Genomic DNA, 22,666 nt, shown 5'->3' with positions numbered 1-22,666 from the left:
CGGAAAGCAATGAACTGATCCTGGCGAACCTGATCGCCAACTGCGCCGGGACCGATCCGGACCGGGACGTGCTGACCTTCGAAAACGGCGACGGGCCGGACGAGGTCAGGACCTATCGGCAACTGTGGGACAACGGTCGGCGCTTGGCCAACCCGTGCGTTGCGCCGCTGTTATAGATCCATGAGCCCAATAGATCGCCGGCACGCGCCGAGAGCGCGAAAACGCCATCCACCAGCATCATCAAGGTTCCTTGCAGGCCTGGCGGACAGGACCGCATCGCGAGATCGAAGTAAGCTGCCGTGGCTACACCGCCCATCAACCCGATCGGTGCCGCCAATACAAGGGCGAGATTTGCTGAGTGAATGAATGCCAGCGGAATCATCTGCGGCACTGCGACGATCGTTCCCCACCACAGCAGCTTGTTCAGCGATACTTTCTTGCACAGAAAGCCATACAGCAAAAATGTCGGGATGAATGCGGCGGCAAAGATCCCGTTGTAGTACGAGTAAACGGAATCCGATGCATGCAGCTCATTGGTCAGATAGAACTGCAGCGGAGTGGCCGATCCTGGCGCAAAGTTCCACTGAAAGCAGATGAGAACCGCTGGATAAACGGCCTTATGCTTCACCAGCCGCCTGACATTCCCAACGAAATCTGCGCCTCTGGCTTGCGGCTTCTCGTAGGTATCCACCGCCGCTATTGCAGGAATGCCGCAGCGCAATGGCGAACGAGTTGTAACGGCCGGCGCGAGTGCTGATGCTGCCGTAGCCCCTTTCTCCGCGAACTTCCCCCCCACGACAATTTGCTGAGTACCTCCGGCGACACAAGGCTACCGCGCATTCTGACTGGCTACCCTGAAATCTCGGCATCGTTGGAGTAGCCGGAAATGAAGGTCTTGCGGGCACTCGTTTGTGGGTCGAAGACGTGCCGCGAAATCCGTCCGATGTTTCCGCCGTAGACGTGAACACTGATTGAGACGCGGTCCTCATACGTGTTTGACACTCTGTGAATGTCGCCCGTGCGCGGCGAAATACTTTCGACAGTTCCTGGTTTGAGGTACTCGATCCCGAGCGATCGCATAGGCTGGCCGGGCAGGCCGACTTCAAACGATTCGGCGCGCTCACCACCCCTCAACACACCGATCAGCGCCCACACTGTGTGGTTGTGGATCGGGGTCTTCTGACCCGGCCCCCAAACGAAGCTGACAACCGAAAAGCGATCCGCTGGATCGGCGTGTAGCAAGTACTGCTGATAGTACTGAGGATGTGCCTGCGCGTATTCCTCGGGAAGCCAATCATCGCGACGGACAATCTCGACAAGGAGCTCACGCCCTTTACTCAGGATTTGCGTTTCGTCACCCGGGAAGTTGTCAACAAGCTGCGTAAAGTCGCGCACGAAGCGATTGAATTGCGTAGACGGAACTCGCATCAGAGGTCTCCGGTAGCTAGATGTTGTTGTAGTCACCCCCAGGGTTTTCGCCGAATGATCGATCGAGGTAGCGAACCCTAGGGCTACTCGGATTGTTGGCTCTGGGCTCTTCCTGAGCAATTGAACCTGATTTCAACTGCCGAGGACATTTCACGTCGCTTCGGTCAGCGTGTTGTGTCAACCTGGCGAGCGCTGGATTTGAGGTCAGCGTGATATCGGCGAGCCTCTTGCCAGAACGCGCGAGCGACCGGCGAAAGGCGGTTCTCATTCAGGCATACCAATCCGATACGTCTGGACGTACCCGGGGAAAGAGGGCGGAAGACGGTGCCATTGTACCGATCTGGAAGCGCCAGCTTTGCGAGGACGGAGATGCCTTTTCCGCTCGCAACCAACTCCAGTATTGACATCAGCTGTAGCAGTTCGTATGTCACCCGCGGGCGTAGCCCGCTCCTCGAGAACAACTTGGTCACCAAGGCCTGCGACCCTGCGCGGGTCAATATGAACGGGTCAGCCGTCATCTCCTTGAGCGGAACGGTCTCGAGTTTTGCCAGAGGGTGGCCGGAAGGCAAAACCGCGACGAGCTCATCAACGGCAAGAGTTTGCGAGTCGAAGTCCGACTTGGGCAACGTGACTGCGGCGAGTTCCAGACGGCGCTCGATCAGATCGCGTGACGTCTGCTCGTCTGGTTTTTCTGTGACCACGACATCAACGCCAGGGTGGCGGGCCTTGAACCGCTCTATTAGCGGAGGGAGAACCCTGATCGTCGCACTCGCGCCGAATGAGCCCAAACGCAGCAGACCGGTCTTCAGCTCAGCGCCAGCCAGCGCTGTGGCCTGGACCAATTGAAGAGACGCAAAGACATCGCGAACATGGGGAAGCACATGTTCGCCTGTATAGGTCAGCGCGACCCCCGATGCATTACGGTCGATCAACTCCGTTCCCAGCGCGTTTTCCAGCGCCCGCAACGCGTGACTCGTAGCCGAAGGTGACATGCCGACCTTGGCGCCAGCGCTCGCAATTCCGTCTGAAGAGGTGAGCGCCAGCAGAAGCTCAAGCTGCCGGAGAGTCGGTGTCGTCGTGCCGGATCGATGCCCCATTGAATTTGTCCTCAAGTTTTGTGCGGTTGCATGAATATGATATTGGTAGCTTGGTGCTACGGCAAGTCCGGTCACGTGGGGCAAACCATTGCTCCCCGCACAAGCGCGTCGCGAGGGAAGAAGCTCACTGACGTGACGCATCGCCCGTTCTTTTGAGTTGATCTAAAGCTCAATTGTTCATGAACTAGATGAGCAATACGATAACTCCAAGTTCGAGATCGGAGCGGGATTGGCGCCACGTCAACGGTTTTCCTGTTGGCCGCCAGCATCTCGAATTTGGACGAGGAGACAGACAGATGCCTACACACGCAATACAAGACGCCTACCCACCGGAGTTCGCGCACTGCTATGGCTGCGGTGCGCGCAATCCGCACGGCCATCACCTGAAGAGCTACCTCGTTGGCGACGAGACGGTTGCCAGGTTCACGTCTGATCTTCGGTACAGCGGTGGTGTTCCCGACCATGTCTATGGCGGGATGATTGCCTCGCTTCTCGATTGCCATGGCGCGGCGTCCGCAGCTGCCTACGCCTATCAGAAGGAAGGGCGGCAGGTGGGCGACGGCTCGCAGCCAATTCGCTTCGTGACGGCGTCTTTGAAGGTCGACTTTAAACAGCCCACGCCACTTGGGGTTGAACTGGTGATCAAGGGCCGGCTTCGTTCACTGGAGGGCCGAAAGGCTTGGGTCGATCTGGTTCTGACCGCAGGCGAGCTTACCTGTGCTGTCGGAGAGATGTTGGCCATTCGACTACAGGACCACGCGCACAGCTGCCCCGAACTGACCGTCCCGGCCTCGTCGGAATAGAGCATACGGACGTCATCACAGCATTTGAGGCACTGAGCCTCGCGATCACAAGAACGATAAAACGTAGCAGCGCCTTGTACGCGTTCGCGCGCGCCGTGGCGCTCACACACAAAGGAGACAAGCTTGAGCACTTTCGCTGAGTTGGAAATTTCTGCTGAACCTGCTGGCGGGGTACCGTTCACCCGATATGACATGGGGTGGGTCATCCTGTGCGTCGGAATGGCAATCGGTGCCGGCATTGTTTTCCTGCCGGTTCAGGTCGGCATCACCGGTGTGTGGGTGTTTGCGGCATCGGTGGTGCTAGCTTATCCCGCACTGTACATGATGCAACAGCTGTATCTGCAGACGCTCTCTGGAAGCACGGAGTGCGAGAACTACGCTGGAATCATCACGCAGTACTTCGGAAAGAACTGGGGCATCTTTCTAGCCGTCGTGTACTTCTTCATGCTTCTCAAAGGCATGCTCACCTATTCCCTGGCGGTGACCTTTGACACGGCCAAGTACCTGCAGAGCTTCGGTATGACGACAGGGCTGCTCTCCAATAGCCCATTCTTTTCGCTGGCCATTCTGTGTCTGCTCGTCCTAATCGCCGCGCAGGGCGAGAAGCTGATCTTCAAAGTGTCCGGCCCGCTGGTGCTTTTCAAGCTCGGTGTGGTCGTGCTGCTTGGCGTGGTGATGATTCCCCATTGGGACACCCGCGTGAATCTGCCTCCCCTCCCGGAGATCAAACGGTTCGTGATCGACACCATCCTGACCGTGCCGTTTACCTTGTTTTCCATCCTGTTCGTGCAGATCCTCAGCCCGATGAACATTGCCTTCCGCAAGGTGGAGAAGGACCCGCGCATTGCCACGTACCGCGCGATCCGCGCCAACCGCATTGCGTATGCCATCCTGGCAATCGCGGTCCTGTTCTTTGCCACGTCGTTTGCCTTTGCGCTTTCGCACGAGCAGGCGCTATTGGCCAAGGCACAGAACATCTCGGCCCTGGCTCTGGCTGGTAGCGTCATTCCTGGAGATGGCGTGCTGTATATGACTGCGGCCCTGAATGTGTTCGCAATTCTCACTGCCTTTCTCGGTATCTATCTGGGATTCGAGGAGTCGATCAAAGGCATGGTCATGAACATCCTCACACGCTTCGTTCCACATGAGCGTGTCAATGCGCGCCTTGTATCTGCCGGCATTTGCGTGTTCATCGTGCTCGGCCTGTGGCTGTGGGTACAGACGCGTTTTTCCATCCTGTTGCTGCAGCAGTTGGCATCGCCCATCTACGGCATCGCGTCGTTCATCATTCCGTGCGTTCTGGTCTACAAGGTGCCTGCGCTAAGGAAATACCTTTCCCCCAAGGTTTGGTACGTGTTTGTGTTTGGCGTGATTGTGTCCCTATCACCTGTGCTCAAGGCCATGGGCTACTGAAGCCGCCGTAGACGCTGCTTACGCAAACTACGCAAGACGGAAAGAGGTAGAAGGCAATGACTCAAAATCAAAGTGTGCTGTCGGCCAGCAAGTCTCGGTTTGATTTCGACACCGTGGTGGACCGCAGTCGTAGCAATTCACTCAAGTGGGGCGACCCGGCTGGCGCCATGACCGATGCCCAAGCACAAGCCAAGCCATTGCCCATGTGGGTGGCGGACATGGATTTCAAATCCCCTCCGGCAGTAATCGACGCGTTGCAGGAAGCCGTCTCGCACGGTGTCTACGGCTATCCCGCAGGCATGACCAAGGGTTACCAGGATGCCGTGATCGGGTGGCAGCAAAAGCGATTCGGCTGGGACGTGCCGCCAGGATGGGTGGTGCCGGTTGCCAGCGTGATTGCCGCGATCAAGACCATAGTGCAGTCGTTTTCACAACCGGGCGACTCGGTTCTTATCCAACCGCCGGTCTATGTGCATTTTCACCATGACGTGGTGATCAATGGCCGCCACGTGACCACGGCGCCGCTGCAGTTCGACGGCGAGCGCTACCGTTTTGACGCAAAGGTGTTTGAGAATGCGATTCGAGACAACACCAAGATCTTTATCCTATCCAACCCGCACAACCCGACGGGTAACGTGTGGACCGAGGATGAACTACGCACCATGGGCGAGATTTGCTTGAACCATGGGGTGCTGGTGATGGCTGACGAAATCCATTGCGATTTCGTGCTCGCCGCAGGAAGAAAGCACACTCCGTTTGCTTCACTCGATCGGCGATTCGCCCACAACTGCATCACCTGCACGTCAGCGAGCAAAACATTCAATCTGGCTGGGCTGCAATGCGGCAACATGTTCATCGCCGACAAGGTGAAGCGAGACGAAATCACCCGGACCATCGAGAGAAACCACAACACCCGCATCAATCTGCTGGGAATGGTTGCTACCGAAGCCGCGTTCCGGCACGAAGCTGACTGGGTGGATGAACTGGCGGCCTACATCGCACAGAACCAGCGGCACTTTGCCAACCGCATCAACACGCTCGATGCTGGCTTAAAGGTGATCGACATGGAATCGCTCTATCTGGCCTGGATCGACTGCCGCGCACTAGGAATGACGCCCGAGGAGCTCGAAGACTTCATGCTCGTCAAGGGCCGTGTATGGCTGGACAAGGGGGCGAAGTTTGGCGTTGAAGGGCACGGCTTTATGCGTGCGAATCTCGGCTGCCCTCGCCAGACGGTGGACTTGGCGATCGAGCGTATCTCCAAGGCGCTTGCGCAGCGCTGAGTACCTCCTTGAGGTCGCGCTGAAAGCCTCTCTTGCGCGCACCCTTCATTGAACGTGTTCGCGCGGGCCCGCATACAAGGCCCGCTCAAGTGGGCAGTCGCTAAATCACTCACGACTGAGCATTGAATTGACTTTCAATTGTGAGTGAGGACTGTGAGTATTAGAATTTCTCAAAAGTCATGCAGTGACGAGGAAGGCGATGGATTCACTTAACTTCTCATGTGGTTCTTGGTCATTGGAGCGCGCCATCCCCGCGCGTCAGATCGAGCCCGCAAACGGTGGTGTCGTATGAACACCGATCAGAAGACCGCGCTAGCTGGAATCAAGGTCCTGGATCTCTCCCGTATCTTGGCGGGCCCCAGTGCGGCCCAGCTTCTTGGCGATCTTGGGGCTGATGTCGTCAAAGTCGAAAAACCTGACGAGGGGGATGACACGCGCAAATGGGGCCCACCCTACGTACGCGGGACGTCGGGGGAGCAAACGGAGGAGAGTGCCTATTACCTCTCGGCCAATCGCAACAAGCGATCGATTGCCATCGACATCGGATCTGCCTCGGGTCGGGAACTCGTGCATCAGCTGATCGCGCAGGCCGATGTACTGGTGGAGAACTACAAAGTGGGCGGCCTTGCCAAGTACGGCTTGGCGTACGAGCAAATCAAGGACCGATATCCGCGCCTGATCTATTGCTCTGTCACGGGTTTCGGGCAGACGGGCCCGTACGCCGCCCGACCTGGCTATGATTTCTTGATCCAGGGCATGGGGGGCATCATGAGCCTTACCGGCGTGCCGGACGGCGAACCGATGAAGGTGGGTGTTGGGATTGCCGATGTCATGACAGGCATGTACGCCACCGTCGGAATCCTGGCGGCTCTGCAGCATTGTCAGCGAACGGGAGAAGGGCAACACATCGACATTTCCCTCCTCGATACGCAGATCTCCTGGCTCGTCAATGCCGGCACGAATTACCTGGCTGACAGGCAGCTACCGACTCGCTTGGGTAACGGCCACCCGAACATCGTTCCATACCAGGTGTTCTCGACGGCCGATGCGCCGATGATCCTTGCCGTTGGAAACGATGCCCAATTTCGCCGGTTCTGCGAGGTCGCGGGGATGGACGAACTCGCGTCCGACGAGCGTTATGCAACCAACCCGATGCGAATCCGTCATCGAGCCGCACTGTGCGAACTTGTTGACCACGCGCTAAGAACGCGGTCTCGCGCGACATGGCTGCGGGAGCTCGAAACGGTCGGTGTCCCGTGCGGGCCCGTGAACAATTTGGAAGACGTATTTGCCGATCCACATGTCAAAGCCCGCGGCGCCGAGCTGCGCATGCCGTGCGAGTGGGCGATGGACGGGGAGATTCATCTCCTGGCAAATCCTCTAAGGATGTCCGCAACGCCACCGAGCTACATGCGACCACCGCCACGGCTCAATGAGCATGCTGCAGAAGTACTGATGGATTGGCTTGGAAACACTAAAACGCTTTAGGAGACGCCATGTACGACCTGACCCCTGAACAGTTGAATCTGCAGGCGAAAGCACGAGAGCTCGCGCAATCTGTATTCGCCCCCACCGCCGCCAATACGGACCTCACCGAACAGTATCCGTGGGATAACGTCGCGCAGCTGCGCGACGCGGGATTCATGGGCATGACACTGCCAAAAAACGTGGGCGGCCGGGGCCTCTCTTATTTGGACACTGTGATCGTCATTGAAGAGATGGCCAAGGCGTGCGCCACCATGGGGCGGATCACGGTAGAGGCAAACATGGGGGCGATCGGCGCCATCGCGAAGTATGGAACCGAGGCGCAACTGAGGTTGGCGGCCGATCTGGTGCTATCGGGAGACAAGCCGGCGATCTGCGTCTCGGAGCCGAATGCCGGCAGCGCCGCCAGCGAGATGACCACGCGTGCCGACAAGAAGGGGGATGACTACATCCTGAATGGAGAGAAGTACTGGATCACTGGCGGTGGCGTTTCGCGGTTGCACCTGATCTTCGCGCGCGTGTTCGACGACGGTGTGGAGCAAGGCATCGGTGCATTCATCTGCGTGCGGGATGGCAACGCACCTGCCGAACTCGTGGTGGGACGAAGGCTTTACGCCATGGGTGTACGCGGCATCCCCGAAACCCATCTCGAGTTCCGTGACCTCAAGGTGCACAAGTCGATGCTGGTGATGCCCCCCGCCGGGCTGAAGCGCGGTTTCGCCTCACTGATGACAGCCTACAACGCGCAGCGTGTCGGTGCAGGCACGGTGGCCCTGGGTATCGCGCAGGGCGCGTTTGAGGAAGGCATGGCCTACCTGAAATCCCGGCATCAGTTCGGCCGACCTATTGCCGAATTTCAGGGGCTGCAGTGGATGTTGGCCGACATGTCGACCCAACTGGAGGCAGCCCGATTGCTGCTGCGTTCCGCGGCTTCCAGCGGCGCGGATTTCCCGGATATCGACAAGGCGGCACGGGCCAAGATCTTTGCGGCTGAAACGGCCAACAAGGTCACCAACGACGCTCTGCAGTTCTATGGGTCGTCCGGTTACGGGCGGCATCACCCGATGGAGCGGCACGTACGTGATGCCCGCATGTTCACCATCGCCGGCGGCACGGCGCAGATTCTGCGCACGCAGGTCGCTGCCACGCTGCTCGGAATGAAACTACCGCAGACGCGCGACGGCTATCTGAAAGCGGCAGAGCAAGCCCGCCTGAGTTGATACGAGTAACGAAGCACGTGGGCCACGTGCTTCTCCATCCAACATTGCCGTGCCTCCTTTTTTCTCCAACCGTTGCATGCATCGTTTTGTACAATCGGGGCGCTCGACCTCGGCGAGGCACACATGAATCGTCAATTGCTTTTATGTATCGGCCGTGCCGGTACCTGCATGGGCACGATGGCATTTGCAGGTGCATTGCCAGTACTCCGTTCCGTATGGCACATGGACGCAACAACTGCCGGTGCGATCCAAACCGCGTTCAATCTGTCCAACGCAGTTGCGCTCCTGGTTGCCTCGTGGCTTTCCGATAGCTTGGGCGCCAAGCGCGTGTATCTGGCTTGCACATGGGCAGGTGCCGCTGCCTTGGTGATGTTCGCGATTTTTGCCAGATCGCCGCATACCGCGTTGATCTTGATCGTGTTCGTCGGGCTAACACAGGGAGGCGCGTACACACCCGCGCTACTTCTGGTAGCGGATTGGAGCTCACCAGCAGAGCGGGGTCGCGCAATGGGCCAGATGCTGGCGGCGGGGTCATTCGGCTATTTGCTTTCCGTCTCTCTCTCGATGTGGGTTGCGAGGGCGTATGGGCCGGCGGCGGGCTTTGCCATATGTGCGATCGGCGCTTTGGCTGGCGCGATGGTTGGACAGTTCAGTCTCAAAGGCGTTGAGAACCGCCGTTGTCAGCGTGAGGCAGAAGGATCTTCAGAGCCAATTCAATGGAAGAGTGTGTTCGGCACAACGTCTGTATGTCTTCTTGTCGGCTACGTTGCCCATTGTTGGGAGTTGCTAGGTAGCTGGGCTTGGACTCCAACGTTGTTGGCGACGGTACTTCAACCGTCTGGATTGGGCGCAATGACCATCAGCCTGATTGTGGGGGGCACGGTACACCTATCGGGCATGATCGCCACGGGAGTCGTCGGTGCGCTGTCGGATCGATGGGGACGATCGCGCGTGCTGATTTGCGTTGGGGCAATGGGCGCCCTATGCTCTACGTTGATAGGTTGGTCCGAGCAGTGGGGCGCCGGCTGGGTGATCGCGCTGGCAGCCATCGGCAGCTTCTTTATCCTGGCCGACTCGGGCGTGCTTTCGGCCGCCATGACTGATGAGGTACCCGCAGTCTATCTGGGGCGCGTGATGGGCGTTAGATCGATTTTGGGGTTCGGAGCTGGGGCGCTTGCGCCAATGACGTTCGGAGCAACGCTCGATTGGACCCACCAGTGGGGGTGGGCGTATATGCCGCTCGCTGCTGGGGGGCTCGTCGCGTTCCTTGCTGCTTTGGGGTTACGGAAAATCAGCCAGCCTGTGGCGGGTATCACGGCCTTGGCAAGGACCGACTTATGACAAGCAGGATCAGGAGCCAGTGGTCCGCGTTGCCAGGAGACAACGCCAAGCAAGCCATGGCACAAACGGCCGGCGGGGCAAACTGAATGCCAATCAGGGGCCGTTGAGCCGCGGGCAACGCTGCCACGCAAGGCCAGCCAGAGGAGCTTGGTGGCCGCATCGTCACTGGGGAAGTGACCGCGTGTTTTGATGATCTTGCGCAAGCTCGCCGGGAAGACCGCCCCCAACGCTTCCTCCATGCCCTGCAATCCATCGGTGACCGCAATCAGGATGGCCTGCACTCCGCGAGTCTTCAGGTCGTTGAAGACCTTCAGCCGGAACTTCGCGCCCTCGGTGTTCTCGATCCACAGGCCGAGGATGTCGCGCGTGCCGTCGGGCAAGATGCTCAGTGCAAGGTGCACCGCCGTGTTTCGAACCACGCCGTCCGAGCGAATCTTGACCCGCAATGCGTCGAAGAAGACCACCGGATACATCGGAACGAGCGGGCGGGATTGCCAGGCCAGTACCTCATCCATGACAGAATCGGTGACGGAGTTGACGAACTCCGGCGAAACCTCCGTGCCGTACTGTTCGAGCAATAACGTCTGGATATCGCCAAGGCGCGTTCAATCAGCGCCTTCTTGAACGCCATCGCCCCGTCCTGCACGGCTTCTGCCGTCATCGGACCTTTGATGAACTGGTCGATCAGCTCCGGCGGGATCCCGGGTAGGGGGTATGCCAGGAGCGCCTGCCGCGCGAGCCGCTGCGCATTGTCGACGGCGAGGTTGCCGTCCCCGATCGGCCGGGGCGCGGCATTGAGATCGACATGGCCCGTGTGACGGAGGCCCATGAGCTTTACAAACGCATCGGCACCCGCGCGCGCGATGACGCGATAGCGATGCAATACCTCGTGCCGGGATGGACGTACGATCCCAAGCGCCCCAGCCTGGGACGATAGATGGCGTGCACGCTGGCGGCATTCTTCGTATGAAACGTTGCCAGCGGCACATCATCCTCACTGGCTTGCTTATGACGCCGTAGGCATCGCGAATTCGGCACCCTTGGCCGTATCGTCGAGCCACCTTTGCATGACACTTTTCTGGCGCGTAAAGAAGCGAACACCTTCCTCGCCGTATGCGTGCATGTCGCCGAACAAGGAACGTTTCCAGCCGCCAAAGCCGTGCCAAGCCATGGGAACGGGGATCGGGACGTTGATGCCAACCATGCCGACTTCGATTCGCCGGGCGAATTCCCGCGCGACGTGGCCGTCTCGCGTATAGCACGCGACGCCATTGCCGTATTCGTGATCATTGACAAGCTTGACCGCTTCGGAAAAGTCCTTCACACGAATGCATGAAAGGACCGGGCCAAAGATCTCTTCCTTATAGATCCGCATGTGGGGCCTAACGTTGTCGAACAGGGTCCCTCCGGTGAAGAAACCTTTCTCATGGCCGGGGACCGTGTAATTGCGACCGTCAACGACCAGGTCTGCCCCTTCTTCCACCCCGAGGGCGATATAGCTCTCGATACGCTCCAGCGCCTGTGCCGTGACGATCGGCCCCATTTCGGCATCCGGCTCAATGCCGTTCTTGATGACCAGTGCCTTCGCGCGCTCGGCAAGCTTCGGCACGATCTTGTCCGCAACGTCGCCTACAAGGACCGCAACAGAGATGGCCATGCAGCGCTCGCCGGCTGAGCCATATCCTGCGCCTACAAGCGCGTCAACGGTTTTGTCGATATCCGCATCGGGCATCACGACCAAATGATTCTTTGCCCCTCCCAGGGCCTGGACACGTTTGCCAAGCCTGGCGCCAGTCTCGTAGATGTAGTTGGCAATGGGCGTAGAACCCACAAAGCTTACGGCCTTGATATCTGGATGGTGGAGCAGTGCGTCAACAACCACCTTGTCCCCTTGCACTACGTTGAAGACGCCATCGGGCAGGCCAGACTCCTTCAAGAGACGCGCAATGAACAGCGACGCGGACGGATCGCGCTCGCTCGGCTTGAGCACAACGCAATTACCCGATGCAATCGCGATCGGGAACATCCAGCAGGGGACCATGCACGGAAAGTTGAACGGCGTAATGCCGGCCACCACGCCCAACGGCTGTCGCATGGTCCAGTTGTCCATGCCGGTCGATACCTGATCGGTATAGTCGCCCTTGAGCAACTGCGGAATACCGCATGCAAACTCGATGATATCGATGCCGCGGCTGACTTCTCCGATGGCGTCACTTAATACCTTCCCATGTTCGGCCGTGATGATCGCCGCGAGTTCTTCCTTGTGGCTGTTCATCAGCTCCAGAAACCTGAGCATGATCCGAGCGCGCCGAATCGGTGGAATGTTCGACCACTTCGGAAACGCCTTGGCGGCACTGCCGACGGCTGCATCGACGTCATCGTTGGTTCCCAGGCGTACATGCCGTGCGATCGCGCCGGTGGCGGGATTGAAAACCGCCTGCGTTTGGCTGCCTGCTCCCGCATAGGGCTGACCGGAAACAAAGTGGGTAACGTCGTCAGTGCTGGTAAAGGGCGTGGTCACGGAAGATCTCCTTTAAGAGGTGGCAGCGTGGCGGCTGCAACGAATACGTTGACCGCAGTGTAGGCAGTGGTTCAGCGCAGCGGTAGCCGTCCATTCATAAATTCATTGTTCAGAATTTTGTGCTATTGAAATAGCAAAATGGCAAAATTGGCGAATGATATGACTTTGGATTGGAGGGCAAGAAAGTGAAGCACGATGCTGTGGAGGGGCTTTGGGCCCACTTGCATTGGCTGACGGTGCTGCAACAGCAGGGCAGTTTCAGCAAAGCTGCAGCCCGGCTTGGGGTTAGCAAGGCGTCGATGAGCCAACACATCGCTGATCTCGAGAAGGCGACAGGAATCGCGCTCGTGCAACGAACGACGCGAAGCGCAAAATTGACCGAAGCCGGCAAGCAATTGGTTGAGTCAACGCGAGGTGCCTTTGAGCAAATTGCGACGGGATTCGCAAGCGTTCGCGACCTGGCCGGGGCTCCAAGGGGCTCATTGCGTGTCACCGCGCCGGTTGCGTTCGCACGTCAGCAGTTGGTGCCTCGGCTGCCTGAGTTTCTCAGGCGGTATCCCGCGATCCATCTGGAGCTCGACATGTCGGACCGTATTCGGTCGTTGGCACAAGAGGGATTCGACGTCGCTGTGCGCCACACCGGGGCTCCCCCGGAGACCCATGTCGCCTGGACGCTCACGCCGACCCGCACGGTGTTGGCGGCGAGCCGCTCTTACTTGAGAGCAAGAGGCATTCCTGAAACGCCACAGGCACTATCGTCGCATGCTTGCTTGCACTATCCACGCGCCGAGGGAACCCCGACCTGGACATTCGTTCCTGCACGCAGTGCCCCGTCGGGTCCTGCAACGTCGCACGTCGATCCTATGACCGTGGCGGTGGCTGGCCCGATGGCCGTCAACAACAGTGAAGCACTGCGGGACGCCGCCATTGAGGGGCTGGGGATCGCGCTCTTGCCCGACTTCAGCGCGCAGTCAGCCCTGGAAACAGGTCGACTGATTGAGGTCCTCCCGGAATGGAGGCCGACAGGCGCGTTCGGGGAGTGGCTCTATGCCATCCGCCCCTATTCGGCTCATACGTCGCGTGTTTCGCAAGTGTTCATCGAGTTTCTCCGCGGGGCCTTTGCAAACGGCTTTTCGACGAAGGCGCCGACCCTGATCTAAGGGGGGCGAATCTTGGCGCGCACTACATTGCGCTTTGGCTATATCTTCAAAAAATATCAACCAAAATAATCTTGATTAAGATATTTCGATTACTTAAACTGACTTCAAGCCAACCACGTTAGGCCTTGGCCGCAGCGAAGCGGTCGGGCACGGGCGCTTGCATTGACAGATACCAGAGGAAGGGAGATGGAAGCCACAAAGCCCGATCGACGCACGCTCACAGTACGAATCATTCGTGGTGCTGCTGCCGAAGACAACTGCGACACCTACCACGTTCCGTGGAGAGAGAATCAAACTGTGCTCGATGTGGTAACCGAGGTTCAGCGCCGGTTCGACCCCACGCTTTCCTACCGCTTTGCCTGCCGGGTCGGGGTATGCGGGTCATGCGCAATGACAGTGAACGGAAAGCCGCGATGGACGTGCCGCACGCATGTCAGTCGAGTCCAAGAGGACGGCGTGATCGTGATCGAGCCCTTGCGCAATATGCCGCGCATCAAGGATCTGGTCGTTGATATGTCCGAGTTTTTCCAGAAATGGAAGAAGGCTGGCAACACGTTCGTCGGCACGGCCAGTCGCAACGATCCGCCCGCTAACGTTTCTCCTGCCAGCCGTAAGCGGAAGATGGCCGATGCTGCCATCGAATGCATCAATTGCGGTGTTTGCTATGCAGCTTGCGACGTGGTCTCCTGGGACAAGGAGTATCTCGGGCCGGCAGCGCTCAATAGGGCATGGACACTGTTCAACGATGAGCGCCACGCTGATCCCAAGGATGTCTTGCGCAAAGCGACTTCAGGAAGCGGATGTAACTCTTGCCATACGCAGGGAAGCTGCATGACCCACTGCCCTGTGAGCCTGAGTCCGACGGGAAGCATCGCCGGGCTGAAGAAGAACGCGTTGATGCAGTTCTTGAAAGGAGGGGAGTAATCATGGAGCCCCGCCTGTTTGCGCTCCAGCGACTGACCGCCATGATCATGGCGCCCTTCGTGTTGATCCATTTGGCCGTCATTCTGTACGCCGTTCGCGGCGGCCTGACTGTCGCCAGCATCCTTTCGCGTACCCAAGGTAGCTGGGGGTGGATATCGTTCTACTCCCTGTTTGTGGTAAGCGTCGGCATCCACGTGCCCATTGGCCTGCGCAACATTCTGATTGAGTGGGGACGTATCAGTCGCGCCTTCGCGTCCGTGATTTGTCTGGTGTTTGGCCTTGTGTTGTTGACCATGGGGCTGCGAGCCGTCATCGCCGTTGGAGGGCTGCTTTCATGAAATCGCCTCGCAATCACAGGGCTTATTGGGCTTTCCTCGGCCACCGCCTCTCGGGCCTGGCGCTCGGGCTCTTCCTGCCTGCTCACTTTTATGTGCTTGGGATGGCCCTGCAGGATCGTTCTCGCATGGATGCGTTCCTCAGATTTGCCGAATTAGGGGCAGTGAAATTCGGTGAGTGGGGATTAGTACTGCTGCTTTCGATTCATTTGTGCTTCGGAATGCGCCTGCTTGCACTGGAACTTCTTCCGTGGAGCTCAACGCGCGACGCGCGCGTTTCCTGGATTCAGTGGGGGGCTGTGTTTTCGCTGGCAGTCGGACTGGTCTTCGCCCTGGGGGTAATTTGAATGCAAATCGAGAACCATAAAACCGACATCCTGATTCTTGGAACCGGCGGCGCAGGGCTTTTCGCGGCACTCCACGCCAAGAAGGCAAATCCGGCGCTCAAGGTGTCAGTTGCCGTCAAGGGGCTGCTGGGCAAGTGCGGATGTACTCGCATGGTACAGGGCGGGTACAACGTCGCATTGTCGGCCGGCGACTCGGTCGAGCGCCACTTCATGGACACGATCGAAGGTGGCAAGTGGTTGCCTCGTCAGGATCTCGCATGGCGCCTGGTCGAGGGCGCAATTGAGCGAGTGCGGGAGCTGGAGAACGAGATTGGATGCTTCTTCGACCGGAATCCAGACGGGACTCTTCATCAGAAGGCGTTTGCAGGACAGAGCTTCGACCGTACCGTACACAAAGCTGACCTTACTGGCATTGAAATCATCAATCGCTTGATGGAGCAAGTCCGGGCGCTTGACGTAGAGGAAATGGAGGAGCACCGGGCGATCGAACTGATTCCGGCTGCCGACGGCTCGGGAATTGCCGCCGTGTTGTTCATTGATATGCGCCGCGGCACCTATCGCATGGTGCAAGCCAAGGCAGTGCTGCTGGCGACGGGGGCCGGCCCGACAATGTATCGGTATCACACGCCCTCTGGCGACAAGACATGCGACGGCTTGGCGATGGCGATGCGGTACGGGCTTAGCCTGCGGGATATGGAAATGGTCCAGTTCCATCCTACGGGTCTGCTCGGTGGCCCCGAAACCCGCATGACCGGTACGGTACTGGAGGAGGGCTTGCGCGGCGCCGGCGGTTACCTGATCAACGGCAACGGCGAACGGTTCATGACGAACTATGACTCACGCGGAGAGCGAGCTACCCGTGATGTCGTGAGCCGCGGAATCTACGCCGAGATGCGAGCTGGCAGAACTGGTCCGATGGGCGGTATCTACATCCAGATGAGCCACTTGGGTCCAGAAAAGGTTGCCAAGACTTTCCCGGGCATGGTCAATCGCTGCAAGGATTGCGGCTTTGACCTGGCGGCTGGGCGCGTTGAGGTCGTGCCCACCGCCCACTACCTGATGGGAGGCGTCGAATTCAATGTGGACGGCTCCACCGCCTCACCAGGTTTGTTTGCCGCAGGTGAGGACTGCGGCGGTGTCCATGGTGCGAATCGGCTCGGCGGGAACGGTGTGGCCAACTCGACTGTCTTCGGGGGGATTGCCGGCGATTCGATGGCGGCTTACGTTGCCAATGTGAGTCAGTGGCGGGAGCCTGACAAGCGCGTGATCCAGAGCGGTATCGAGCGCGCCGAATATCCATTCTCCCGCCCGGCGGGGGCGATCCATCAGTTGCGTGACGCGTTGGCTCAGACGATGTGGGACGACGTCGGTGTGCTGCGTAACGAAGCGGCGATGCGCCGCGGTCTTGATGCGATCGGCACGCATCGCGCATCGCTACTCGGCATGGGCGTAGCCGACGGTGATCGCCGATACAACGTCACCTGGCACGATTGGTTGAACTTGCAGAGTCTCGTTGATCTCTCCCGGGTGATTGCCGTGTCTGCGCTCGCACGCGAGAACAGTCGTGGCGCGCATTTCCGTCAGGACTTTCCGGACGCCGGCGACCTGCATACCAGCCGGTACACGCGTGTAACGGCCGATGGCGATGGACTGCGCCTGGAAATGGTTCCGGTGACGTTCGATATCGTGCGGCCCGGGACTTCCCTGATATCCGGCGAAGCCGGTCAACCCCCGAAAGTTGAAGCATAGACAGGACCGCAACGATGACAATATCCATCGATCGGGTCGAGGAAGCCGCGTTGGAAATCATGCGACGCGCCGCGATCCAGATCCCCAAAGACTACAAGCAAGGCATCCAGGAGCTTCAGAAAACGGAGACCGGCAAGCTGCCTCGCTTCGTTATCCACGCCATGATGGACAACTGGGAGGCCGCGGATCAGGATCAGCGCCCCATGTGCGCTGACACCGGTTTGCCTCGCTATTATGTCAAGGTGGGTAACGATACCTCCGTGCAATCCGGCTTTGTTGCAGTTGAGAGAGCGCTTCGCAAGGCGACGGCCGACGCAACTCAGGCGATTCCCCTGCGGCCTAATCGAGTGCATCCGCTTTGGCGAACCGATAACAACAACAATGTTGGTATTAACGCGCCCGAGATCGAATGGTCTTTTGAGCCGGACGCAGACTGGATCGATATTACGACCGTCCACAAAGGCGGGTTGTTCGGCACCGACTACAGAATGCTGTTCCCCGGGGACGGCATTGACGGAATCAAGCGCTTTGTCCTTGACACGCTGATTGCGTTCGGGAAGCGCGGACTTGCCTGCCAGCCCGCCATCGTCGGTATCGGCCTGGGCGGGTCAAAGGATACGTGCATGCAGTTGGGCAAGCAGGCCGCCTGTCTGCGGGTGGTGGGCGACCGCAACCCGGACCCAAAAATTGCTGAACTCGAGCTGGAACTGAAGAAGCTTGGGAACTCTATCGGCATGGGCGCGATGGGTTTTGTCGGATCTTCGATGGTGGTCGACTGCCACATTGAAGTCGGTCATACCCATACCGGCGGCATGCCCATCAGCCTCCACACCTTCTGCCTGTCCTCGCGGCGCGCCACGGCACGCATCCATGCAAACGGCGACATCGAGTATCGCACGGACCCTCAGTGGTTCACCCCTTACATGCGCAGGGAGACAGTGGAATGGTAGACCAACAGGCAGATGAGATGAAGGTGTTCCACATCAATGTCCCAGCCTCGACCGAAGACGTCGCCAGGTTGGAACTGGGGGCGGCAGTTTATCTGAACGGCCTCATCTATACGGCACGGGAGGGCGTGTACAAGAAGGTACTCGACGAAGGACTCGAGTTGCCCGTTGAACTGAAAGGGCTGAGCAATGTGAACTTTCATTGCTCGCCTGCTGCAGCGCTCGATGAAAAAGGTGGCTACAACGTCGGTGCGGTGACCGCCACCGCAAGCTTTCGATTCTCGAAGTGGATGCCGAAGTGGATTGCGCGGACGGGTTGTCGAATCGTCATCGGAAAGGGGGGGATGCCGGCCGACGACTACAAGAACGTGCTGGCGCCAGGAGGGGCCGTCTACCTGACCACCGTTGGCTATGGTACTGGAGCGTTGCTCGGGCGGGGCATCAAGCAAGTACGCGATGTCTTCTGGCTCGACGAGCTTGGTATCGCACAGGCGATGTGGATGTTTGAAGTCGAAAGCTTCGGTCCGTTCATCGTCGAGAGCGATCTCCAAGGTAACTCCTTGTTCGCCAAGCATGGCGAAGAAATCAATATCGGCATCGAGAAACTGTATGCGGGGCTCAAGCCACCGGCGTTGCATCGCTACGGTGAGACTGACGACCGTAAGAACGAGGTGATGTGACGCGCTTCGTGTAAATCCAGGAAAGGAAAAGAAATGATCGTTGACTTTCGACTTCGCCCACCACTCGGCGGCTTCCTCAGTACGCTCATGTATTCGGCGGGCGAACGACGGGATGGCTTTACCCGGACTGTGGGCTTTGATCCGTCCCCTGCGGCGCAGCAGCATTCCATGGATCTCCTGATCAAGGAGATGGACGATGCCGGGGTGGACAAGGGCGTTGTGGTGGGACGTCTGGCCGGCACGCTGGGCAGTGTCACTAATGCTGACGTGCAACGGATTGTTCGAGACTTCCCGGGGCGTTTCGTAGGGGCGGCCTCCATCGATCCAACGAAGCGCGTAACTGCCTGTGAAACGATCACTGAAGCTGTTAAAAGCGGTTTCAAGGCAATCAACATTGAGCCAGGTTCGTATCCTGTGCCGATGTATGCCGACGATCGCCGTCTGTATCCGATCTACGCTCATTGTGAGGATCTGAACGTACCGGTCATCATGATGGTTGGTGGCACAGCCGGACCGGATCTGAGTTATTCGGATCCCATCCGTACAGACCGTGTGCTGGCAGACTTCCCGCGGCTGAACGTCGTGGTGGCGCACGGCGGCTGGCCATGGGTGACGGAAATCCTCCATATCGCATTCCGTCGCCAGAACATGTATCTGTCACCTGACATGTACTTTTCCCGGATGCCTGGCTGGGAGGAGTATGTCAAGGCCGCGGACACATTCCTCGCTGACAGGATGCTGTACGCGAGCTCATTCCCCTTCTGCCCGGTCCGGGACTACAAGGTCTGGTTTGAGCAACTTCCGATCCGACCCGAAAACCTCGAGAAGGTGATGGGCGGAAACGCGCAGCGACTGCTGGGACTGTAGAAGAAGATGGAGGCGTCCTTGCGGAACAATGACGATTGCAACAGACTAGCCTGTCTGTAACGTACTACACCTTGTCAATCATGGACGTCAAAACACTCTACACCTTAGTCGCCATCGCGGACCGCGGCAGCTTTGCCGAGGCGGGAAACGCGATCGGACTGTCTCTGTCTGCGGTCAGTATGCAAATGCGTGCCCTGGAAGAGGAGCTCGGGATGACCATCTTCGACCGTAGCAGGCGACCACCCGTTCTCACCGACGCAGGCCTGGCGTTCACGAATCGCGCCAGAGACTTGTTGACGCATTGGGAAAGCATGAGTGCCGCTCTCAAGCGGGACGCGGCAGGCGGCGTACTCAAGATCGGTTCCGTGCACACCTCCGTGTCTGGCGTGCTTCCGCTGGCACTGAAAAGGATGCAGCAACAGGGGCACAGGATCGATGTTCACCTGACTACTGGCCTGACTCACGAACTGGAGAAGGCAGTGCATCGTCGCCAACTCGACGTTGCAGTCGTCACCGAACCGGAGGTGCAGCGCCTGGACCTGCAGTTCTTGCCTTTCGTGGACGAGGAATTTGTCGTCATTACACATGTGACAACGAGGGGCGACTCAGACAAGGGGGTGCTCGAAACCACGCCGTACGTCCGCTTTAACCGCGCTGCACGTGTCGGGTTCATTGTGCAGGAGGAAATGGTCAGACGACAGATTGCCGTTCGCTCAATCATGGAGATCGATACCCTCGAAGGGGTCATTGCGATGGTGGCAAATGGCTTGGGTTCCTCCGTGGTGCCTGCTCGCGGCGTTGAGAATGAGTTCCCGCCGACGATCAGGACAATCCCGTTCGGGTCTCCACCACTTACACGAAGGCTGGGCATTTTGGTCCCTCGCGACAATCCGCGCTCGTATTTTTCGAATGTGCTCTTGGACGCCTTGCGGGCTGTAACGTTGCCGGGCGCTGCGTCAACTCAGGAAGGCCAGCCGAAGTTGATCGAGAGAGGTTAGGCATGGATTAAACACATACCTGCTTAGACCGTTCACAGGAAAGACATGACAGTCGCGAAGCAAGCGACGCAGCAAAGGAGACAGTGATGAATTCACGATACCTGACCAGCACCATCAGCAAACTGGTAGCGAATGGGCTGACACGCATTATCGGACGGCAGGTCGATATTACGGCCGGCGTTAACCTTGCAAGGCGTCATGCAATTCGACGCCGTATGTCGGCCGCGCTCGCCATGTGGGCTTTCGCCGTCGTTCCCTTGTACACGAACTCCGCAAATGCCGCAGACTGGCCAACGAATCCAGTCCACCTCGTCATCCCGTTCGCCGCGGGTGGAGCAACGGATTCGCTCGGCAGGGCACTGGCCCGCGAGTTGGGCAAACAATGGAAGCAGCCTGTGATCGTTGACAACCGCCCGGGCGCCGGCGGTGCAGTCGGCGCTGACGTAGTCGCCAAATCGGCGCCGGACGGATACACGCTTCTACTTGCCTCCGGAAGCATGTTTACCGTCAATCCGTTCATCTATAAGAAGCTCCCGTACTCTGCGGCGAGCTTCGAGATGATCACCAAGGTTGCTAGCGGCCCAATGGTGGTAACAGTCAATGCGCAGGTACCCGCGAAGAGCCTGAAGGAGTTGATAAGTTACGCCAAGGCGAATCCCGGGAAACTCAGCTTCTGCTCAGCTGGTATTGGTAGTCAAGTGCACATGGCCGGCGAGGCATTTGCGGACGCGAGCGGCATCAATATTGTTCACGTTCCGTACAAGGGGGAGGGCCCGGCGTACTCTGACCTGATGGCAGGCGTGGTCGAGATGACGGTCGGAAATATCAATGCGATTGCTCCGCTTCTCAAGACCGGAAAACTGCGCGCCCTTGCCGTAACAAGTAAAGAACGCTCCCCCATGCTCGCAGATGTGCCTACGGTTGCGGAAGCTGGGCTGCCCGGCTTTACCTTCTCCGGCTGGTTTGCATTGATGGCACCCGCAGGCACGCCAAAAGAACTGACGTCAAAGATGTACGCTGACGTTGAGCGCGCAGTCGCCGACGCTGATATGCAGCGCTATCTGGCAACCCTCGGAATGACAAAGACATTGTCTCCCAAGGGCACGCTCGCTGACGAGGTTGTCCAGGAATCGGTGCGATGGAAGATTTTGGTCAGTAAGCGGAAGATTTCTGCCAACTAGCCCCAAGGTGGGGGTGCACATTTTCAGCGAGTCAGTTGCATGGGCATAGACCACTACGTTGCATTGGCGCTCACCGTTGTTGTCGCATATGCGGTGTTTGGGCTCACTGGTTTTGGGGCGGCCATGGTTGCCGTCCCGGTGCTGGTTCAGTTCATTCCGCTGCATTTTGTGGTTCCGATGCTTTTGATGTTGGACCTGGTTACCACTACGGTGGTGGGAATGCGGAACTGGTCCCTGGTGTCTCGGCGCGAGTTGACGAGGTTATTTCCGTTCATGTTGGTGGGCGTGGTGCTTGGGACTTCAGCATTGGCGAAACTTGACTCGCGGTTATTGTTGATCGGACTTGGGGCGTTTGTCCTCCTTATGACCGTGCGTACGTTGCTTCGGTCCACATCCGGGGCAGACCAAACGCATGGGATCTGGGCAATTCCGGCCGGTGTTATCGGTGGCGCGTTCAGCGCTCTATTCGGTACGGGGGGGCCGATTTACACCATGTATCTTTCGCGGCGACTGACCAGCCTCAATCAGTTTCGCGCCACGATTTCGGCAGTCATTTTCGTCAGCGCAGTGCTTCGTCTCCTGACGTTCGCAACAAATGGATTGCTGCATCAGGCGGACTTGCTGCGCAGCGCCGTCGTCGCCATGCCTTTTAGCTTGTTCGGGTTAGCCGTCGGGGCGCGTTTGCGCCAACGTATTGCTCCACACGTGGTACGCCGTGCCCTGTTGCTGTTCTTGGCAGCGAGCGGAGTATCGGTGCTATACCGCGGCCTAATGTCGTGAATACATCTGCCTGAGTGGTCTCGGTTGAGAGGCATAGCCATAGGTCGCGTGAACATTGGCATGCTCAGAAGGCGGAGGAGACAGAATGATCAGATTACACAGTGACC

The 22,666-nt window shown here is 58.5% G+C and carries 20 protein-coding genes and 3 pseudogenes; 18 read left to right on the top strand and 5 right to left on the bottom strand.

Going from position 1 to position 22,666, the window contains the following annotated elements; genetic code table 11:
• Nucleotides 1-151 precede the first annotated feature (151 nt).
• The 3 genes and pseudogenes from PTE30175_RS24155 to PTE30175_RS24145 all read right to left on the bottom strand — a co-directional run.
• Nucleotides 152-682: pseudogene (locus PTE30175_RS24155) on the bottom strand (MFS transporter); the annotation flags it as partial.
• A 167-nt stretch (nt 683-849) separates the two neighbouring features.
• Nucleotides 850-1,428, bottom strand: a complete 579-nt coding sequence (locus PTE30175_RS24150) for a cysteine dioxygenase family protein (protein WP_150699612.1) — start codon at nt 1,426-1,428, stop codon at nt 850-852.
• Between the two features lie 164 nt (nt 1,429-1,592).
• Nucleotides 1,593-2,525: a LysR family transcriptional regulator gene (locus PTE30175_RS24145; protein WP_150699611.1), complete on the bottom strand. Its 933-nt coding sequence runs from the start codon at nt 2,523-2,525 to the stop codon at nt 1,593-1,595.
• 296 nt (nt 2,526-2,821) lie between these two features.
• Between PTE30175_RS24145 and PTE30175_RS24140 the strand changes: the two genes are divergently transcribed.
• The 6 genes from PTE30175_RS24140 to PTE30175_RS24115 all read left to right on the top strand — a co-directional run bounded on the left by PTE30175_RS24140 (nt 2,822) and on the right by PTE30175_RS24115 (nt 10,070).
• Entirely contained in the window at nt 2,822-3,328 is a 507-nt protein-coding gene (locus PTE30175_RS24140) for a PaaI family thioesterase (protein ID WP_150699610.1), read from the top strand.
• Between the two features lie 123 nt (nt 3,329-3,451).
• Nucleotides 3,452-4,741, top strand: a complete 1,290-nt coding sequence (locus PTE30175_RS24135) for an aromatic amino acid transport family protein (RefSeq protein WP_224788946.1) — start codon at nt 3,452-3,454, stop codon at nt 4,739-4,741.
• 56 nt (nt 4,742-4,797) lie between these two features.
• Nucleotides 4,798-6,024 (top strand): MalY/PatB family protein, encoded by a 1,227-nt coding sequence (locus PTE30175_RS24130; protein ID WP_150699609.1) that lies wholly within the window; start codon nt 4,798-4,800, stop codon nt 6,022-6,024.
• Between the two features lie 288 nt (nt 6,025-6,312).
• Nucleotides 6,313-7,512: a CaiB/BaiF CoA transferase family protein gene (locus PTE30175_RS24125; protein WP_150699608.1), complete on the top strand. Its 1,200-nt coding sequence runs from the start codon at nt 6,313-6,315 to the stop codon at nt 7,510-7,512.
• 8 nt (nt 7,513-7,520) lie between these two features.
• Nucleotides 7,521-8,729 (top strand): 3-sulfinopropanoyl-CoA desulfinase, encoded by a 1,209-nt coding sequence (gene acdA, locus PTE30175_RS24120; RefSeq protein WP_150699607.1) that lies wholly within the window; start codon nt 7,521-7,523, stop codon nt 8,727-8,729.
• Nucleotides 8,730-8,852: 123 nt separating this feature from the next.
• A complete protein-coding gene (locus PTE30175_RS24115) occupies nt 8,853-10,070 on the top strand; it encodes an MFS transporter (protein WP_150699606.1) in 1,218 nt (405 codons plus the stop codon).
• Nucleotides 10,071-10,159: 89 nt separating this feature from the next.
• On the opposite strand, the pseudogene PTE30175_RS24105 reads toward PTE30175_RS24115, so the two are convergent.
• Nucleotides 10,160-10,791 (bottom strand): annotated as a pseudogene (locus PTE30175_RS24105) (transposase); the annotation flags it as partial.
• Between PTE30175_RS24105 and PTE30175_RS28875 the strand changes: the two are divergent.
• Nucleotides 10,789-11,007, top strand: a pseudogene (locus tag PTE30175_RS28875) (glucarate dehydratase); the annotation flags it as partial. The pseudogenes PTE30175_RS24105 and PTE30175_RS28875 sit on opposite strands and share 3 nt — an antisense overlap.
• Nucleotides 11,008-11,076: 69 nt before the next feature.
• Here the strand turns inward: PTE30175_RS28875 and PTE30175_RS24095 are convergent.
• Nucleotides 11,077-12,591, bottom strand: coding sequence for a CoA-acylating methylmalonate-semialdehyde dehydrogenase (locus PTE30175_RS24095; RefSeq protein ID WP_150699605.1), 1,515 nt, complete (start codon nt 12,589-12,591; stop codon nt 11,077-11,079).
• Nucleotides 12,592-12,776: 185 nt separating this feature from the next.
• Here PTE30175_RS24095 and PTE30175_RS24090 point away from each other — a divergent pair, with 185 nt between their 5' ends.
• The 11 genes from PTE30175_RS24090 (at nt 12,777) to PTE30175_RS24040 (ending at nt 22,559) form a co-directional block, all read left to right on the top strand.
• Nucleotides 12,777-13,751 carry a LysR family transcriptional regulator gene (locus tag PTE30175_RS24090; protein ID WP_150699604.1) on the top strand — a complete coding sequence of 325 codons (975 nt, stop codon included), beginning with the start codon at nt 12,777-12,779 and terminating at the stop codon, nt 13,749-13,751.
• 186 nt (nt 13,752-13,937) lie between these two features.
• Nucleotides 13,938-14,675 (top strand): succinate dehydrogenase/fumarate reductase iron-sulfur subunit, encoded by a 738-nt coding sequence (locus PTE30175_RS24085; RefSeq protein ID WP_150699603.1) that lies wholly within the window; start codon nt 13,938-13,940, stop codon nt 14,673-14,675.
• A gap of 2 nt (nt 14,676-14,677) precedes the next feature.
• Nucleotides 14,678-15,013 carry a succinate dehydrogenase/fumarate reductase transmembrane subunit gene (locus PTE30175_RS24080; protein WP_150699602.1) on the top strand — a complete coding sequence of 112 codons (336 nt, stop codon included), beginning with the start codon at nt 14,678-14,680 and terminating at the stop codon, nt 15,011-15,013.
• Nucleotides 15,010-15,357: a succinate dehydrogenase/fumarate reductase transmembrane subunit gene (locus tag PTE30175_RS24075; protein WP_150699601.1), complete on the top strand. Its 348-nt coding sequence runs from the start codon at nt 15,010-15,012 to the stop codon at nt 15,355-15,357. Before PTE30175_RS24080 ends, PTE30175_RS24075 begins: the two co-directional genes overlap by 4 nt.
• Nucleotides 15,358-17,106 (top strand): L-aspartate oxidase, encoded by a 1,749-nt coding sequence (locus PTE30175_RS24070; protein WP_150699600.1) that lies wholly within the window; start codon nt 15,358-15,360, stop codon nt 17,104-17,106. It begins immediately after the preceding gene.
• Between the two features lie 14 nt (nt 17,107-17,120).
• A complete protein-coding gene (locus PTE30175_RS24065; RefSeq protein ID WP_150699599.1) occupies nt 17,121-18,056 on the top strand; it encodes a fumarate hydratase in 936 nt (311 codons plus the stop codon).
• Nucleotides 18,050-18,733, top strand: a complete 684-nt coding sequence (locus tag PTE30175_RS24060; protein ID WP_150699598.1) for a fumarate hydratase C-terminal domain-containing protein — start codon at nt 18,050-18,052, stop codon at nt 18,731-18,733. Before PTE30175_RS24065 ends, PTE30175_RS24060 begins: the two co-directional genes overlap by 7 nt.
• Nucleotides 18,734-18,766: 33 nt before the next feature.
• Nucleotides 18,767-19,600 (top strand): amidohydrolase family protein, encoded by an 834-nt coding sequence (locus PTE30175_RS24055; protein ID WP_150699597.1) that lies wholly within the window; start codon nt 18,767-18,769, stop codon nt 19,598-19,600.
• Between the two features lie 80 nt (nt 19,601-19,680).
• Nucleotides 19,681-20,598, top strand: a complete 918-nt coding sequence (locus tag PTE30175_RS24050) for a LysR family transcriptional regulator (RefSeq protein WP_150699623.1) — start codon at nt 19,681-19,683, stop codon at nt 20,596-20,598.
• Between the two features lie 215 nt (nt 20,599-20,813).
• On the top strand, nt 20,814-21,779 hold the full coding sequence (locus PTE30175_RS24045; RefSeq protein WP_420819673.1) for a Bug family tripartite tricarboxylate transporter substrate binding protein: 966 nt from the start codon (nt 20,814-20,816) through the stop codon (nt 21,777-21,779).
• Nucleotides 21,780-21,818: 39 nt separating this feature from the next.
• The gene (locus tag PTE30175_RS24040) at nt 21,819-22,559 is read left to right on the top strand and encodes a sulfite exporter TauE/SafE family protein (protein WP_150699596.1); all 741 of its coding nucleotides are present in this window, start codon (nt 21,819-21,821) and stop codon (nt 22,557-22,559) included.
• Nucleotides 22,560-22,666 lie beyond the last annotated feature (107 nt).

This window comes from Pandoraea terrae (assembly GCF_902459695.1).
Lineage (GTDB): Bacteria > Pseudomonadota > Gammaproteobacteria > Burkholderiales > Burkholderiaceae > Pandoraea > Pandoraea terrae.
The sequence above is the reverse complement of the archived record's forward strand: the minus strand, read 5'-3'. Positions and strand labels throughout refer to the sequence as shown.

Excerpts from the sequence above, each read along its gene's own strand:
- PTE30175_RS24150 (WP_150699612.1), bottom strand. The coding sequence starts at position 1,428 with ATGCGAGTTCCGTCTACGCAATTCAATCGCTTCGTGCGCGACTTTACG.
- PTE30175_RS24145 (WP_150699611.1), bottom strand. The coding sequence starts at position 2,525 with ATGGGGCATCGATCCGGCACGACGACACCGACTCTCCGGCAGCTTGAG.
- PTE30175_RS24140 (WP_150699610.1), top strand. The coding sequence starts at position 2,822 with ATGCCTACACACGCAATACAAGACGCCTACCCACCGGAGTTCGCGCAC.
- PTE30175_RS24130 (WP_150699609.1), top strand. The coding sequence starts at position 4,798 with ATGACTCAAAATCAAAGTGTGCTGTCGGCCAGCAAGTCTCGGTTTGAT.
- PTE30175_RS24125 (WP_150699608.1), top strand. The coding sequence starts at position 6,313 with ATGAACACCGATCAGAAGACCGCGCTAGCTGGAATCAAGGTCCTGGAT.
- acdA (WP_150699607.1), top strand. The coding sequence starts at position 7,521 with ATGTACGACCTGACCCCTGAACAGTTGAATCTGCAGGCGAAAGCACGA.
- PTE30175_RS24115 (WP_150699606.1), top strand. The coding sequence starts at position 8,853 with ATGAATCGTCAATTGCTTTTATGTATCGGCCGTGCCGGTACCTGCATG.
- PTE30175_RS24085 (WP_150699603.1), top strand. The coding sequence starts at position 13,938 with ATGGAAGCCACAAAGCCCGATCGACGCACGCTCACAGTACGAATCATT.
- PTE30175_RS24080 (WP_150699602.1), top strand. The coding sequence starts at position 14,678 with ATGGAGCCCCGCCTGTTTGCGCTCCAGCGACTGACCGCCATGATCATG.
- PTE30175_RS24075 (WP_150699601.1), top strand. The coding sequence starts at position 15,010 with ATGAAATCGCCTCGCAATCACAGGGCTTATTGGGCTTTCCTCGGCCAC.
- PTE30175_RS24070 (WP_150699600.1), top strand. The coding sequence starts at position 15,358 with ATGCAAATCGAGAACCATAAAACCGACATCCTGATTCTTGGAACCGGC.
- PTE30175_RS24065 (WP_150699599.1), top strand. The coding sequence starts at position 17,121 with ATGACAATATCCATCGATCGGGTCGAGGAAGCCGCGTTGGAAATCATG.
- PTE30175_RS24060 (WP_150699598.1), top strand. The coding sequence starts at position 18,050 with ATGGTAGACCAACAGGCAGATGAGATGAAGGTGTTCCACATCAATGTC.
- PTE30175_RS24055 (WP_150699597.1), top strand. The coding sequence starts at position 18,767 with ATGATCGTTGACTTTCGACTTCGCCCACCACTCGGCGGCTTCCTCAGT.
- PTE30175_RS24050 (WP_150699623.1), top strand. The coding sequence starts at position 19,681 with ATGGACGTCAAAACACTCTACACCTTAGTCGCCATCGCGGACCGCGGC.
- PTE30175_RS24045 (WP_420819673.1), top strand. The coding sequence starts at position 20,814 with ATGTCGGCCGCGCTCGCCATGTGGGCTTTCGCCGTCGTTCCCTTGTAC.
- PTE30175_RS24040 (WP_150699596.1), top strand. The coding sequence starts at position 21,819 with ATGGGCATAGACCACTACGTTGCATTGGCGCTCACCGTTGTTGTCGCA.